Origin of the sequence: Salmonella sp. GDC200615 (assembly GCF_050574145.1) — a bacterium.
Classification (GTDB): Bacteria; Pseudomonadota; Gammaproteobacteria; order Enterobacterales; family Enterobacteriaceae; genus Salmonella; species Salmonella enterica.
On sequence record NZ_CP192247.1, the window covers coordinates 3,317,111 to 3,333,401 of the forward strand.

The window sequence follows — 16,291 nt, forward strand, 5'->3', positions numbered from 1 at the left end:
ATTTTCTATGATAAAGCATTTTCGCCACGCGATAGAAGAAACATTGCCCTGGCTCTCTTCCATTGGAGCCGATCCTACGGGTGGAATGACGCGTTTACTTTATTCGCCTGAGTGGCTGGAAACACAGCAGCAGTTTAAAAAGCGAATGGCAGAAAGCGGTCTGGAGACACGCTTTGATGACGTCGGAAATTTATATGGCCGCCTTTGCGGCACACAATTTCCGGAGCAGGTGATTTTAAGCGGTTCGCATATTGATACGGTCGTCAACGGCGGCAATCTGGACGGGCAATTCGGCGCGCTTGCCGCCTGGCTGGCGATCGACTGGCTAAAAGCGACCTACGGCGCGCCGCTGCGCACCGTCGAGGTAGTGTCAATGGCAGAGGAAGAAGGCAGCCGTTTCCCTTACGTTTTTTGGGGCAGCAAGAACATTTTTGGCCTGGCGAATCCTGAAGAGGTACGCCATATCCAGGACGCCAAAGGCACAGGCTTTGTCGACGCTATGCAGGCGTGCGGATTTACCCTTCCCGCCGCGCCACTCGCTGCGCGAACCGATATCCGCGCCTTTGTTGAATTGCATATTGAGCAAGGCTGCGTTCTGGAGAGCAACGGACAGTCGATTGGCGTCGTCAACGCCATCGTCGGGCAACGTCGCTACATGGTGACGCTCAACGGCGAGTCCAACCATGCAGGCACAACGCCAATGGGCTATCGTCGCGATACGGTGCACGCCTTCAGTCGTATTTGCAGTCAGTCCATTGAAAAAGCCAAACAGCATGGCGATCCCCTGGTATTAACGTTCGGCAAAGTTGAGCCGCAGCCGAATACGGTCAATGTAGTCCCTGGAAAAACCACATTTACAATCGATTGCCGGCATACGGACGCCGCGGTACTTCGCGAATTTACCGAACAGTTGGAAAACGATATGCGCGCCATCTGCGATGAAATGGATATCAGCATCGATATCGATTTGTGGATGGACGAAGCGCCGGTGCCGATGAACGCCGAACTGGTCGCGGCCCTCACCAGGCTGTGTGAAACCGAACAACTGAACTATCGCATAATGCATAGCGGCGCAGGTCATGACGCGCAAATTTTCGCGCCGCGCGTCCCTACCTGTATGATTTTCGTCCCCAGCATTAATGGTATCAGCCATAACCCGGCGGAACGTACCAACATTAATGACTTTGCTGAAGGGGTCAAAACTCTGGCATTAATGCTGCATCAACTTGCCTGGCAAAAATAAGGAGCCATCAATGGGATATCTGAATAACGTCACGGGTTACCGCGATGATTTACTGGCGAACCGCGCCATTGTGAAACACGGTAACTATGCGCTCTTAACGCCGGACGGTCTGGTGAAAAATATTATTCCTGGCTTTGAAAACTGTGACGTCACAATCCTTTCGACGCCGAAGCTGGGTGCTTCTTTCGTCGATTATCTGGTCACCTTACATCAGAATGGCGGCAACCAGCAGGGCTTTGGCGGCGAGGGGATTGAAACTTTTCTCTATGTCATTACGGGAAATATTGAAGCTAAAGCAGAAGGAAAAACATTCTCTTTAACTCAGGGCGGATACCTCTATTGTCCACCGGGCGAGATGATGACCTTTAGCAACGCTCAAACGGAAGACAGCCAGCTATTTTTATATAAACGCCGCTATACTCCTGTCGAGGGGCATGCCCCGTGGTTGGTTTCCGGCAATGCCAGCCAGCTGGAGCGTATTCATTATGAAGGCATGGAAGATGTTATTCTGCTGGATTTCCTGCCTAAAGAGCTGGGCTTCGATATGAATATGCATATTCTGTCGTTCGAACCGGGCGCCAGCCACGGCTATATTGAAACCCACGTCCAGGAACATGGCGCTTATATCCTTTCCGGCCAGGGGGTTTATAACCTCGACAACAACTGGGTGCCGGTGAAAAAAGGCGACTACATCTTCATGGGCGCTTATTCCCTGCAGGCCGGATACGGTGTAGGTCGTGGCGAAGCATTCAGCTACATCTACTCCAAAGACTGTAACCGCGACGTTATGATTTAACGGCGGACAGCCCTCCTGATTATTTTTAATTTAGCTATGTTGGATTTTGCCACGGTGAGAACCGTGGCTTTTTTTATGCTTAACGAGTCCCGATATCCTGGCCAAGTTTGATGACGCGGGCAATATTACAGGCGCTGTGGTAGAGATTTTGTTCACCGTTCGCCAGAACCTCCGGCAAAGGCGCCAGCCGCGGCAAAATACTGAATACGGCATCAATACCGTGGCGATGGACCACTTCCACGCCGTCGCCCAGTACGCCGGCAATGCCGATAACCGGGACGTGATGCCGTTTCGCCACTGACGCAACGCCTATCGGCGCTTTTCCTCCCGCCGTTTGCGAGTCGATTCGCCCTTCTCCGGTAATCACCAGCGAGGCCTCTTTTACCGCCTCCTCCAACTTCACCGCCTGCATAACAATCTCAATACCGGGCTTCATTTCCGCTTCCAGGAAGACGATAGCAGCAATCCCCATTCCTCCGGCCGCTCCACCGCCCGGTATTTGAGACATGTCGCGTCCGGTCAGGGCATGTAAAACACGGGCATAATTACGTAATCCATTTTCCAGCGTCTCGACCATTTCAGGCGTCGCCCCTTTCTGCGGACCGAATACCGCCGCCGCGCCGCGTGGCCCCACCAACGGGTTATCAACATCACAGGCGACCTCAATACGACACTCTGAAATACGCGGATCGCCCCCCTGCAGGTCAATGCTCGCCAGGCGCGATAAATTGCCCCCTCCGGCGCCAAGCAGCATTCCTTGCGCGTCCAGAAAACGCACACCGAGCGCCTGCGCTACTCCCATTCCGCCATCCACCGTGGCGCTGCCGCCGATACCCAGAATAATATGGCGAATCCCCGCGTCCAGGGCGTGACGAATCAATTCGCCGGTGCCGAAACTGGATGCCAGCAGCGGATTACGCGCCTCTGGCGCCACCAGCATCAATCCGCTCGCCGCCGCCATTTCAATAATCGCCGTTTTGCCGTCGCCGGTCAGGCCATAAAATCCGTTTACTTTTTCCCCCATCGGCCCGCTAACGTCCACAGAAACCCGTTTCCCGCCGGTCGCAGCCACCATTGCGTCCACGGTTCCTTCTCCGCCATCGGCGATCGGTAAACAAACATAGCGCGCATCAGGAAATACGGTTGAAAATCCCGCTTTAATAGCCTGACAGCATTTATCAGCGCTTAAGCTCTCTTTAAATGAATCTGGCGCAATTACAATCTTCATCATGTCTCCTTGTTTTCTCACGTTATTTAATGCGTTCCCACGGAATAAGATTTTCCATAAGCACTGCCAGTAAGATTCCCACCAGTAATCCGTTGCTAAGCAGAGGACGAATCATCAGTGGAAGATCCTGTAAATAGACCGGAGGAAGCCCCATCAAAAAAATGCCGACAAAAAGCGGTAACGCCAGGCGATAAATATTCCGCGCGGTAAACGTAATTTGCTGGCTAAAAACCAAACCGGAATAAAGTAAAGGTAAATAAGAGACCAGCATAACGGCGCTGCTGATCGCCAGTGGAATAGCGCAAAATAAGCGGGTTAACGGCGTTATAATGGCAACCAGCAGACACAGCGCGCTACCACAGATAAAGGATTTGCGAGAACTGTCGCCGGTTTGCGTTAATAAACCAATGGAAGACACAAAAGGCGAAAAAGGCACGACCGCGAAAGGCCCGTCACTAACGTCATCAGTCCGGAAATCATAAAGCTTCGGCGATAACGAGAACTGCCCGACCCTTGATGCAGATAAAAGATATCGGTACCGCGGATGGCGCCGTAAGTGTTGCTGATGTTGACTAACCCCGTCATCACCGCCGTCACAATAATACCCGGCATCAGCGTGCCGTGGCTGCCCAGCGGAAACCATCGCCAGCTTAATTCACCCGGCGGTAAGTGTGATGAAGGAAAGCATAACCGCCATAGCCCCCACCCGACCACGGTCCCTACCAGTAACGCGTAACGGGAGATACGCTGCTGCAGGAAAATAATCATCGCGAGGATAAAACACATCACCGCGACCGCCAGCCCAAAGGGGGCCAATTTGATTCTGGCGCTGGTATCGGCAATGCCAAAAGGCAGCCCCAGCATGCCTTTAAAAAATATTGAGGTCAGCTGCGCGCCCAAAAGCAGCATGAAAAAAACCATTACCGCCGGCGTAAACAGGCGAGCCAGACGGTGTCCTAAGCCGCTAATGCCGATAAATATCGTCACCATTGCGGAGATCGCGATCCCGACCGACAGGCTGGAGACGATATCGTTCAGCGGCGTGCCGCGAGACGCCTCGCCAAGCGTAATCGTAAGAATAGCGCCCCACCACAGTCCTGTCGGCCCTTCCATAATGGCACGGCGATGGCCGCAAAATGCCTGAACCAGGCAGGCCAACGCGGTGGTCAAAAAAGCGTATTGTGTGAGCATTAACAAGTTATCAGCGGGAAGATGAAAAGCGGACAGCAAGGTAGGGGGAACCACAACCGTGTTACAGAAAATAAAGAAAAACCACTGAAAGCCGGACAACACACTTTCGCGGTTAATAACAGGGAATATATCCACACCTTAAAATAGAGAATGCCCGTCGTGACGACGGGCATTAAATCACACCGGATTACTGCTGATGTTTAAGGATAAACTGACCTTTTGGCGGCACAGGGAAGCCATGCTCGATGTCATAAATAACATCGCCGCGCAAAATCGTTTTGGTAATACGCGCGCCAATAGTACGGCCAACATACGGACTGACTTTATGGCGATATTCCAGATCTTCATTTTTCAGAACATAGCTGCTGTCAGGCTGAATAAAGACCAGGTCAGCATCTTTGCCGGGGGCAATACGTCCTTTATGTTTCAGACCAAAAATATAGGCGGCGTTGGTCGCCATTAATTTGCCAAACATCGGCAACGACATACCGCGTTTTTGCACCGCTTCATCAAACATGACGTCCATGCAGTTTTGCAGTCCGGCAATTCCGCCCCATGCTTGCATGATATTGCCTGCTTTCATTTCCGGAGGGCATGGAGAGTGGTCGGATACCAGGCAGTCGATTTCGCCGTTAAACAGTTTTTCCCACATCCCTTTCTGGTTTTCCTGGTCGCGAATTGGCGGAGAGCATTTTGCCAGGGTGCCAATCTCTTCGAACTGATCGGTATCGAGGACAAAATAGTGCGGGCACGATTCACAGGTGACATCCTGGCCTTCCTGACGCGCGCGCGTTACTTCCTCTACCCCCTCCGGGCTGCTGATATGGCAAACGTGCAGACGGCAACCTGCCGCTTTCGCCAGATACAGCACGCGACGAATGGCTTCCACTTCAGTAAATACCGGACGTGAGGCGACATAATCATGCGCCGTTACGCGACCTTCGCGTTTAGCTTCCTCGCCCAGCTCATCGCAAATCAGAGCATTTTCGCAATGTACCAGTACCGTCTGGTCCATTTCCCCCAATTTTTGCGCGCCTTTGTAAAACTGCCAGTCATTAACGTCGCGAAAATCATTATCGATGCCACGATCGCCGCAGGTGGCGACAAAGCACTTGAAGCCGACAACGCCCACTTCGTCCAGCTCATGAAGCCGATCCAGGTTATAAGAAACCAAACCGCCCAACTGCGCGGCGTCGATGGTCAATTTACCTTTTGCCGCGTCAAACTTGAGTTCAATCGTCTCACGATCGACCGTCGCCGGCAGCTGATTGAGCGGCATCTCAATCATCGTGGTAATACCGCCTTTCGCCGCCGCGCGGGTACCGGTTTCATAGCCTTCCCAGTGGGTACGGCCCGGTTCAGAAATGTGGGTATGCGCGTCAACCATGCCCGGCGAAACGATCAATCCCGTCGCATCCAGCACATTTTTCGCTTCCCCCAGGTTCTCGCCAATCGCGGCGATTTTTCCGCCCTGGACGGCGATATCGATAACTCTCGCTTCGTTTTCTAAGATGACAGTACCGTTCTTAATAATTAAATCAAAAGACATAACAAACTCCTTGTATGGATACAGATAGTTTTTAAATAGCGCACACTTCATTAAATACGCTTAATGCTTTTTCAATATTTAACCTGCGAGTTTTTTCTCTCCTGTATTTTCAAAACCCGTGCGTTTCTTCAATAGCGCATAAGTAACGAACGCAACTATTACGCCTACAAACCAGGACACGCGGGATAAAGGCTCCAAAAATGGTATAAACTTGCCGCCTAATGACAGAATAACTGCGACCAGGGTGACTGAAAATGCAGTCAGGTTAAATCCATTATCATAATATTTGTAATCACCGCTGGCGGTGTACAGCTCATCAAGATTAATTTTTCCACGCATTACCACAAAATAATGAGCTAACATTACGCCGATTACCGGGCCAAGCATACCGCCGATAATATCAAGGAACAGATAAATACTGTCCTGATTCTCCATTAATTTCCATGGACAAATCAGTAGACTGATAATACTGGCAATCATTACGCCATTTTTATAGTTAAGCTTTGTCGGGGCAAGCGCCGCAATTTGATACCCCGCAGGTATAATATTACCGGTGGCGTTGGTTGAAATTGTCGTCATCAGAATCACCAACACCGCAAAGAATGAAGCAAACAGGCTGTCCCAGCGCTGCACAATATCCAGCACGTTCCAGGTATCCATACCATAATGAATACTGGCTCCGGCAATAATGCACACGCTGGCTACGGCGAATAATATATACGCTACGATAAGCCCCAGCGTTTGTCCCAATGCCTGAGCGCGAAATGAATGCGCGTTTTGCGTGAAATCGGACGCGCTCACCGCTGGCGCTGCCCAGACGGCGACTACGGCGTTAATCACCACCAGGAACAGAAAGCCGCTGTGCTCTGCTTTTTGCACGCCTGAAGGCAGATAGTCCAGAATCGGGCCAATGCCGACCAGCGATATTGCCCAAATAGCCATGCCGCCAAAGACAATGTAAATACATGGATTGAGGATAGCGGTAAATTTATTTAATACTTTACCACCGCCAAAACCGATGCCAACGTTAATAATCCAAAAAATTAGAAAAGTAATTAGTCCTGGCAGTGAAAGACCCAGCAGCTTGAAATCTCCGCCTAATGTCAGAAATCCTGGCCAGATCTTCCCAATCAAAATAAGAAATGCCAGCGATCCCGCGTAACACTGTAAGCCGAACCACATAATTGCCGCGATTCCCCCTCGCAATAATCCAGGGAATAGCGCGCCGCGGACGCCGTAAGAACCTCGCAATATCATAGCAAAAGGAACGCCATATTTGCTGCCTGCCGCGCCATTCATTACCATCGCCGCCGCAATAAATAATGCGCTGATAATAATGGCCAACATGATATTAAATGTTGATAGGCCCAGTATAAAAAAACCGCCGACCATAACGTAATTTGGCACGTTATGTACAGATCCCATCCATAAGGTGAAATAGTTAAATGCCTTCCAGTTTCGTTGGGTTTCTGTTTTAGGTAATAAGTCTTCGCTATAACCGCGCTGCTGGTATAGCTCTCTTTGATGTTCCATAAATCCCTCTTTTCACGCATCGGATAACGTTGTTATGGGTTTAGCTATGAGGAACAAATAAATATAAAATAAAGAATTAGTAGATATAATTATTTTTAAGCTGAAGCAATACGTTGCGTTGCTTTCTTTTTATATAAAGTGACGACAGCAAAGATCAGCGTTCCGGTGACCACTAAACATGCTGAAATCACAAAACTGATCTCCTTCGACCCCGTTACATCCGAAATAAATCCGGTCAACGTTGGGGCGACAACCGCCGAGCTCATGCCAAAGAAATTAAAAAGGCTGAAAGCTCTTCCCAGACTTTTTGCCGAAGCCTGTTCAGATACAAAGGAGATCAGGATCGGGTCTACCGCCATTTTCCCCAGCAAGCCGTATAGCGTCAGGCTGACCATCAGCATCGTGGTATTCGGGGACAAAACCGTAAACGCCAACATTGCTGCCGCCACAATTTCCAGACCGAGAATAACCTTAACTTTACTGTTACGGAATTTATCTGACAGATGGCTAAAAAATAACGCCCCCGGTACGCCAACCACCGCCACCAGCGCTGATGCCAGCCCGATAGCTCCGCCATCAAATCCTCTTTCAGTCTGTAGATAAGAGGGCAGCCAGGTCACTATCAAATAATAACCGTAGCAGGTACAGAAATAGAGGAAGTAAACGCTACACAATAAACCAGAGAATAAAGGCGCACGCTTCTCATCTTCCGTAACGGTTTGGGTTTGCTTTTCCGCTTGCGCAGAGTCGCTTTTGGCTTTACCGCGAATGATCAGCGTAAAGACGCACAGCATGATTACTAATATCGCGGCCACGATATACAGTACATTTTGCCAGGCCATGCTCATGTTTTTTACTAATACGCTGGAACCGATTAAGCCAATCCCCATCCCTATAGCCGACCCGCTGTTGATAATCGCGTTGGCTAATGCCCGACGGGCCTGCGGCACGTTTGCCGAAGAGAGTGAATAAGCCGAGCTAAAGAAAGAAGCGCATCCGCCACCTGCCATTAGCGACCCTATATAGATCATGGTCAGGCCATTGGCTTTCGCGATACAGAGTGTACCAATAATAAAAAGCGTAAATCCGGCCATCAGCATGATTTTTTGACCGAATTTATCGACCAATATTCCGCAAGGGATTTGCATACTGCAGTAAGCAAAAAAGTAAAAACTTGCAATGGCGCCTATTTCTGCATTACTTACATTGTCTAAAGATGCCTGAGTTTCTGGATAAATTGGCGTAAGCACGGTGCGATAGATCCAAATCGCTACCCAGCCCAGGCTCATTACGACAACAATTTGTTTCCAGTAATCAATCCCGGATTTTTTAGTTTCACTCATGTTCTTCACCTTTACAGAGTGTTCCTTGTGAACAGGTATCGCTGCAGCCGCAGCGATACACATAATTAGGACAATTTATGATTGGCCATTAATTCCAGCGCCTGTACCATTGCCGAATGATCAAGCTGGCTCCCGCCATTTGCCGCACAGGTATTGAATAATTCCTGGCAGGTCGCCGTATTCGGTAAATTCAGCGCCAGCGCTTTTGCGCTTTGCAATTCAAGATTAAGGTCTTTCTGATGAAGCGCGATTTTGAAACCAGGCTCGAACGTCCGGTTGATCATCCGCTCGCCGTGAACTTCCAGAATGCGTGAAGAGGCGAACCAGCCCATTAACGCCTGGCGCACGCGTACCGGATCGGCGCCTGCTTTTGAAGCAAACACTAAGGCTTCAGAAACCGCTTCAATATTCAGCGCAACAATAATTTGGTTAGCCACCTTACAGGTTTGCCCATCCCCATTGCCGCCCACCAGGGTGATATTTTTTCCCAGGATGTCAAAGAGCGGTTTAACGCGGTCAAAGACTTTCTGCTCGCCGCCGACCATAATCGACAGAGTGCCTTCACGCGCCCCGATTTCTCCCCCGGAAACCGGGGCATCCAGGTAATCAGCGCCCATTTCATTAACGCGCTGGGCAAAACGTTTGGTTTCGATAGGAGAAATAGAACTCATATCGACGATGGTTTTTCCCTGAAGCGATGTTTTGGCGCAACCGTGTTCGCCAAATAACACCTCTTCAACCTGCGGCGTATCCGGCACCATTATGAAGATAATGTCTGCAAATTCAGTTACCTGACGTGCAGTCTCAACATTTACCGCCCCCAGCGAGAGCAGTTCGTCCGCGACCGGACCAATAGTCGTAACGTGTAATTGATGACCGGCGCGTGCCAAATTGATAGCCATTGGCGAGCCCATAATTCCCAGGCCAATAAATCCCAGTTTCATATACAACCTCTTTTATTGCTTTCGGTGTTTCCAGATTCAGGCAACACAATCCCTTTCCAACACAGTGGAAAAAAAAGCGCTGCCCGAATTATTCTGCGTTTTAACGGTACTGATTAATCCACGATAATCCCGCTTCCGTGGTAGTCAGTGGTTTATATTCACAGCCAACCCAGCCATCATAACCAGACTGTTTAATGACATTAAAAATAAAGTCATAATTAATTTCCCCGGTCCCCGGCTCGCCGCGACGCGGGTTATCAGCAATCTGTAAATGGCCTATTTTATAGGCCCATGCCGTCATGGTTTGCGTTAATGCCCCTTCCATGCGTTGCATGTGATAAATATCATACTGAATTTTGATATTATCACTGCCGATATCCTTAATTAATGCTAACGCCTGTTGAGTGCCGGTGAGATGGAATCCCGGCATATCAAAGTGATTAATAGGTTCGATAAGTAATAAAATGTCTTCTTTCGCCAGCATATTTGCCGCATAGCGCAGGTTTTCGACCAACGTGTCGTGGATCTCCGTTGCGGAGAATCCTGACGGCGTTTTACCCACCAGACAATTTATTTTCTTATTGCCTAACGCACGTGCATAGCGGATTGCGGCCGCTACGCCATCGCGAAACTCTTCTTCGCGCCCAGGAATACAGGCAATTCCACGTTCGCCAGCCGCCCAGTCGCCAGCAGGTAAATTATGTAACGTATGTTCCAGATTATTATCCCTGAGCTTACGTTTTAACACTTCGATGTCGTTATCGTAGGGAAACATGAATTCCACGCCGCGAAATCCCGACAACGCCGCTTTATCAAAGCGTTCCAGGAAATCATATTCCGTAAACAGCATAGAAAGATTGGCAGAGAAACGTAACATCGATTACCTCCCTTACTCATATTTCATAAAACAGGTTTCTGTTGGCGCATCTTTCGCACTATCCGCAACCTCTTCAAACTCGGTTACGTTATCCAGTTCGCTGCCCATGGAAATATTGGTTACGCGTTCCAGAATGACTTCCACCACCACCGGAACGCGATATTGCGCCATCAGCGCTTTAGCTTGTTCAAATGCAGGCGCAATATCTTCCGGTTTAAAGACACGAATTGCTTTACAGCCTAACCCTTCTGCCACTTTTACATGGTCAACGCCATAGCCATTCACTTCGCTGGAGTTGATATTTTCAAAGGCGAGCTGTACGCAGTAGTCCATGTCAAATGCGCGTTGCGACTGGCGAATCAGACCAAGATAAGCGTTGTTAACCAGCACATGGATATACGGGATGTTAAACTGCGCGCCGACGGCTAACTCTTCAATCAGGAACTGGAAGTCGAAATCGCCGGAAATCGCCACCACATTGCGTTGCGGATCGGCAGCACAAACCCCTAATGCCGCCGGGATTGTCCAGCCAAGAGGCCCCGCCTGGCCGCAGTTGATCCAGTGTCTGTCTTTAAACACATGCAGCATCTGCGCTGCCGCGATTTGCGACAATCCAATGGTGGTGACATAGCACACATCGCGACCAAAGGCTTTGTTCATCTCTTCATAGACGCGCTGCGGCTTCACTGGCACGTTGTCAAAGTGGGTTTTACGCAGCAAAGTCCGTTTACGCTGCTGGCATTCGTCCACCCAGGTCTTCCGGCATGGCAAACGCCCCGCCTTTTGCATCTCCTGCGCGACATCGATCAGCAACGTTAGCGCCGCTTTGGCGTCCGAAACGATGCCCAGATCCGGGCACAACACGCGGCCAATTTGCGTCGGTTCAATATCGATATGGATGATTTTTCGCCCCTGAGTATATTTCTCAACGGACCCCGTATGACGGTTGGCGAAACGGTTACCGATGCCAAAAACCATATCGGATGCCAGCAGAGTGGCGTTGCCGTAGCGGTACGCCGTTTGCAGGCCGACCATCCCCGCCATTAGGGGGTGATCGTCCGGGATACAGCCCCAGCCCATCAGGGTAGGGATCACCGGTACATTGGTCAGTTCGGCAAACTGCTGCAGCAGTGGCGCGGCGTCGGCGTTAATAACCCCGCCTCCCGCGACAATTACCGGACGCTCGGACTGAATCAGCATCTCCAGCGCCTTTTCAATCTGTACGCGGCTGGCGGCTGGCTTATATACCGGCAGCGGCTCATACATATCCGGATCGAATTCGATTTCCGCAACCTGGACATCAAACGGTAAATCAACCAGCACAGGACCTGGGCGGCCTGAGCGCATCAGATGAAAAGCCTGCTGTAATACGCGCGGCACCAGCGCCGCCTCACGAACCGTCACTGCCATCTTGCTGACTGGTTTTGCAATCGCTTCAATATCGACTGCCTGGAAATCTTCCTTGTGCAGACGCGCTCGTGGCGCCTGACCAGTAATGCATAAAATCGGGATAGAGTCGGCAGAAGCGGAATAGAGCGCGGTGATCATGTCGGTTCCCGCCGGGCCGGAAGTGCCCAGGCAGACCCCAATATTACCTGCCGCCGCACGTGTGTAGCCCTCAGCCATATGCGAAGCGCCTTCCACATGACGCGCCAGTATATGGCGAATGCCTCCATGCTTACGCATTGCAGAATAGAAGGGGTTGATTGCAGCCCCAGGAACGCCGAATGCTGTGGTGATACCTTCTTTTTCCAGCACATACATTGCCGCATCCACGGCTCTCATTTTTGCCATTTTATTGCTACCTCTTTTTATTGGAAAAAGTTTTCAACTTTTAAAAATTTTAAAAAAGTCCCGCTCCAGCGAGCGGGATGCGGCTCAGGCTACAGGGGGTTTTAGCCCAAGCGCCGTACTGATGTCTTTCGCGGTATCCCGTACCAGTTCACCCTGGCTGATAAAGCGATCTTCCGTCAGCCGGGAAGCCGGTCCCGATATTGAGATAGCGGCGACCACGCTGCCCGCATCGTCATAGATAGCGGAGGCGATACAATTCAGCCCGACAACATGTTCTTCCTGGTCGACGGTGTAGCCCTGTTCACGCGCCTGCTCCAGATTTTTAAGCAGGATAGGTAAATCCACCAGAGTGGTCGGCGTAAACCGCCGCAAACCGGTATTGACGACGATCCCCACCAGCTCTTCTTCGGTGAGCGGGTAAAGCAGCGCTTTTCCGGCGCCGGAAGCATGTAACGGCAGACGACTCCCTAAGGGCGCGCACATTCTGACCATCGATTTGCACTCCTTTTGACCGATTAACACCGCTTCATTACCGTTGCGAATCGCTACGTTGACCGTCTCGCCAGAAAGCAGCATAAGTCGGTGCATAAAGGGTCCGGCCACCGAGAGGACATCGCGATTATGAATATACGCAGAGCCCACATTAAATACGCCTAAACCAATATGCCACCAGCCAAGCTGGCTATCCTGGTACACAAAATCAGCCGCTTGCAGTACCTTTAACAGGCGAAACGTCGTAGAAAGCGGTAAATCCAGGCTGCCGGAAATATCGCTAACTGATGAACTGCCGCCGCTTCTTTCGAGATATTGCAATATCGCTATGCCCCTCTCCAGCGCCTGAGCGCCTTTCTGCGCAGTCGGCTCTGCCTGTCCTGGCCTGCCGCGTCGTCTTACTTCCGTCATATTTACGTTAACTCCGGCCCAAAATATGAGCATAAACAATGAACAATATGTTCATCTTATGCAAGAAGGCCAATAGCGTCACGTAAAACAGAGTTCATGTGTCGGGATACTTTCAACATCACAGTTATCGCTGCCGCCGCGATCCACCGTCAGAAAATCGGTAACCGTCTGCCACGCAAACAGCGGGTGATGCCATACATTACGGTGATAATTGACGCCCTGCCGTCCATTGCTAATAAACGCCCGCAGCGTGGAGAGATCGGGTTTATCATCGCCGAGCGCGACAATAACGACAAAAGCCTCGCCGTTCATCGGCACAAACGCCTGCGTACCTAAAGGATGACGTTCCAGTTCATGTACCACAATAGGCATCGCGGCCGGTTGCGCCCTGTTAATACTGATCAGCGTGCGATCCTGCTCCAGAACTTCAACCTTCGCCAGGTCGTGATATCGCTCAACTAACCCGTTGTTTATATGAAAAAAGTCACGTTCCTGCGTCTCAATAACATCGCCATAAGCGCTGAACGTCTTCTGATCTAACGGTAATACCTCAAGTTTCATTATTTTTCCCTTGTAGCTCGATTCCGTTTAACCGCGGTTTGGACTCTGTCCGGTTTCAATACCATGCAATCTAAAACCTTCGGGATTTAACATCAACATAAAAGTTGGAATATTTTTCCAAAAGTAGATTTAGACCACAAATCAAACATGGCTATTATGTAAAACTACTTAAAAATCATAGGAAAACAATTCTGGTTTTATCAGGATCGTAAGGAGGCGTCTGACGATGTTTGACCCGGAAACACTGCGTACCTTTATCAGCGTTGCCGAAACGGGGAGTTTCTCCAAAGCGGCGGAGCGCCTGTGTAAAACCACGGCAACCATTAGCTACCGCATCAAACTGCTGGAGGAAAATACCGGCGTAGGGCTGTTCTTTCGCACAACGCGAAGCGTCTCGTTGACGGCGGCGGGCTCTCACCTTCTCTCTCAGGCAAAAGACTGGCTTGCGTGGTTGGACAGCATGCCTGACGAGCTACGCCAGGTTAACGACGGCGTAGAGCGTCAGGTCAATATTGTGGTGAATAACCTGCTCTATAGCCCGCAAGCGGTCGCCAGTCTCTTATCGTGGCTTAATGCGCGTTACCCTTTCACTCAGTTTCACTTTTCCCGGCAAATTTATATGGGCGTCTGGGATTCGCTCCTGTATGAAGGTTTTTCGCTGGCGATTGGCGTAACTGGCACCGAGCCGTTGGCTAATACCTTTATGCTCGACCCTTTAGGTTCCGTACAATGGCGTTTTGTGATGTCTGCGGATCATCCTTTAGCTCACGTCAGCGGGCCTCTAACAGAAGCGCAGTTGCGCCGTTTCCCGGCAATTAATATCGAAGACAGCGCGCGTACGCTGACCAAGCGGGTAGCCTGGCGCCTTCCGGGGCAGAAGGAAATTATCGTGCCTGATATGGAAACCAAAATCGCCGCTCATCTGGCAGGCGTCGGTATCGGTTTTGTCCCGCAGCCGCTCTGTCAAACGCTGATCGACAAAAACGAACTGGTGAGCTGTACCATCCCGACGATGCGTCCGCCCTCACCGTTAAGCCTCGCCTGGCATAAATTTGGCGGAGGCAAAGCGGTAGAAGACATTGTGAAATTATTTACCCAACGACAACCCGAAATAGCCGGTTTTTTATCCATTTTCAACACGGTACGCTGTTAAAAATCAAGCCACTTTGCGAATTGGCGCGTAAAATAGCGCAAAGGATGATTTAAGGTTACGTTTTACGTTATGCAAGACAGACAAAAAGCACAGGACTATCGCGCGCTCCTCCTTGCCGATACGCCTTTAATTGATGTACGCGCGCCGATTGAGTTTGAACAGGGCGCCATGCCGGGCGCTATCAACCTGCCATTGATGATGGACGACGAGCGGGCCGCCGTCGGCACCTGCTACAAACGTCAGGGCGCGGATGCGGCGTTAGCGCTGGGGCATCGGCTGGTTTGCGGCGACATTCGCCAGCAGCGGCTTGAGGCCTGGAAAGCCGCGTATCAACGTTTCCCCAACGGGTATCTGTGCTGCGCGCGCGGCGGTCAGCGGTCACATATCGTACAACGTTGGCTGCAAGAAACAGGGATTGACTGCCCGCTTATTGAAGGCGGCTATAAAGCGCTGCGCCAGACAGCAATTCAGGCGACCTGGCAACTGGCGCAAAAACCGATACTTTTAATTGGCGGCTGTACGGGCAGCGGCAAAACGCAACTGGTACGACAACAGCCCAACGGCGTGGATCTGGAAGGTCTCGCGCGTCATCGCGGCTCCTCTTTTGGCCGCACGCTGAACCCCCAGCTCAGCCAGGCCAGTTTTGAAAACAAACTTGCCGTTGAATTGCTGAAAATTAACGCGCGTCAGACGCTAAAAAGGTGGGTACTGGAAGATGAAGGGCGAACGATCGGCGCCAACCATCTGCCTGAGTGTTTACGCGAAAGAATGGCGCAGGCCCCCATTGCGGTAGTGGAAGATCCGTTTGCGCTTCGTCTGGAACGACTGCGTGAAGAGTATTTCATCCGTATGCATCACGACTTCACCCACGCCTACGGCGATGAAGCCGGTTGGCAGGCGTATAGTGAATATCTTCATCATGGACTGTTCGCTATTCGCCGCCGTCTGGGGTTGCAACGCTTTGCCGAACTGACGGACACGCTGGATAGGGCGCTGGCAGAGCAATTATCCAGCGGCAGCACCGACGGCCATATGGCATGGCTGGTTCCGCTACTTAACGAATATTACGACCCAATGTATCGCTATCAACTGGAGAAAAAAGCCGCGAATATCGTTTTTCGCGGCACATGGCAAGAGGTTGCCAACTGGCTAAAAGCGCAATAGCTTATTTTTATT

General features: G+C 50.7%; 13 protein-coding genes and 1 pseudogene. 4 read left to right on the top strand and 10 right to left on the bottom strand.

What is annotated here, in order from left to right:
• The first annotated feature begins 7 nt into the window (after nt 1-7).
• Nucleotides 8-1,243, top strand: coding sequence for an allantoate deiminase (gene allC, locus ACQ29O_RS16055; RefSeq protein ID WP_253336122.1), 1,236 nt, complete (start codon nt 8-10; stop codon nt 1,241-1,243).
• 10 nt (nt 1,244-1,253) lie between these two features.
• On the top strand, nt 1,254-2,039 hold the full coding sequence (gene allE, locus ACQ29O_RS16060; protein WP_000540985.1) for a (S)-ureidoglycine aminohydrolase: 786 nt from the start codon (nt 1,254-1,256) through the stop codon (nt 2,037-2,039).
• A 79-nt stretch (nt 2,040-2,118) separates the two neighbouring features.
• Here allE and glxK read toward each other — a convergent pair whose 3' ends face one another.
• The 10 genes and pseudogenes from glxK to allA all read right to left on the bottom strand — a co-directional run bounded on the left by glxK (nt 2,119) and on the right by allA (nt 13,962).
• Nucleotides 2,119-3,267, bottom strand: a complete 1,149-nt coding sequence (gene glxK, locus ACQ29O_RS16065; RefSeq protein ID WP_020937088.1) for a glycerate 3-kinase — start codon at nt 3,265-3,267, stop codon at nt 2,119-2,121.
• A gap of 22 nt (nt 3,268-3,289) precedes the next feature.
• A pseudogene (locus tag ACQ29O_RS16070) lies at nt 3,290-4,587 on the bottom strand (uracil/xanthine transporter).
• A 58-nt stretch (nt 4,588-4,645) separates the two neighbouring features.
• Nucleotides 4,646-6,007 carry an allantoinase AllB gene (gene allB / locus ACQ29O_RS16075; RefSeq protein WP_000006867.1) on the bottom strand — a complete coding sequence of 454 codons (1,362 nt, stop codon included), beginning with the start codon at nt 6,005-6,007 and terminating at the stop codon, nt 4,646-4,648.
• Between the two features lie 78 nt (nt 6,008-6,085).
• The gene (locus tag ACQ29O_RS16080; protein WP_000401061.1) at nt 6,086-7,540 is read right to left on the bottom strand and encodes an allantoin transporter; all 1,455 of its coding nucleotides are present in this window, start codon (nt 7,538-7,540) and stop codon (nt 6,086-6,088) included.
• 95 nt (nt 7,541-7,635) lie between these two features.
• Nucleotides 7,636-8,883: an MFS transporter gene (locus ACQ29O_RS16085; RefSeq protein ID WP_000005075.1), complete on the bottom strand. Its 1,248-nt coding sequence runs from the start codon at nt 8,881-8,883 to the stop codon at nt 7,636-7,638.
• Between the two features lie 65 nt (nt 8,884-8,948).
• Nucleotides 8,949-9,827: a 2-hydroxy-3-oxopropionate reductase gene (gene glxR, locus ACQ29O_RS16090; protein WP_000765816.1), complete on the bottom strand. Its 879-nt coding sequence runs from the start codon at nt 9,825-9,827 to the stop codon at nt 8,949-8,951.
• Nucleotides 9,828-9,927: 100 nt separating this feature from the next.
• A complete protein-coding gene (gene gip / locus ACQ29O_RS16095; protein ID WP_000943588.1) occupies nt 9,928-10,704 on the bottom strand; it encodes a hydroxypyruvate isomerase Gip in 777 nt (258 codons plus the stop codon).
• Nucleotides 10,705-10,716: 12 nt separating this feature from the next.
• Nucleotides 10,717-12,498 carry a glyoxylate carboligase gene (gene gcl / locus ACQ29O_RS16100; protein ID WP_253336124.1) on the bottom strand — a complete coding sequence of 594 codons (1,782 nt, stop codon included), beginning with the start codon at nt 12,496-12,498 and terminating at the stop codon, nt 10,717-10,719.
• An 84-nt stretch (nt 12,499-12,582) separates the two neighbouring features.
• Nucleotides 12,583-13,401 carry an HTH-type transcriptional repressor AllR gene (gene allR, locus ACQ29O_RS16105; RefSeq protein ID WP_000141265.1) on the bottom strand — a complete coding sequence of 273 codons (819 nt, stop codon included), beginning with the start codon at nt 13,399-13,401 and terminating at the stop codon, nt 12,583-12,585.
• 78 nt (nt 13,402-13,479) lie between these two features.
• Nucleotides 13,480-13,962, bottom strand: a complete 483-nt coding sequence (gene allA, locus ACQ29O_RS16110) for an ureidoglycolate lyase (RefSeq protein ID WP_000764660.1) — start codon at nt 13,960-13,962, stop codon at nt 13,480-13,482.
• Between the two features lie 226 nt (nt 13,963-14,188).
• On the opposite strand from allA, the gene allS reads away from it, so the two are divergent.
• Both allS and mnmH read left to right on the top strand, forming a co-directional pair.
• A complete protein-coding gene (gene allS / locus ACQ29O_RS16115; protein ID WP_000460169.1) occupies nt 14,189-15,115 on the top strand; it encodes an HTH-type transcriptional activator AllS in 927 nt (308 codons plus the stop codon).
• Nucleotides 15,116-15,184: 69 nt separating this feature from the next.
• Nucleotides 15,185-16,279, top strand: coding sequence for a tRNA 2-selenouridine(34) synthase MnmH (gene mnmH / locus ACQ29O_RS16120; protein WP_001154079.1), 1,095 nt, complete (start codon nt 15,185-15,187; stop codon nt 16,277-16,279).
• Nucleotides 16,280-16,291 lie beyond the last annotated feature (12 nt).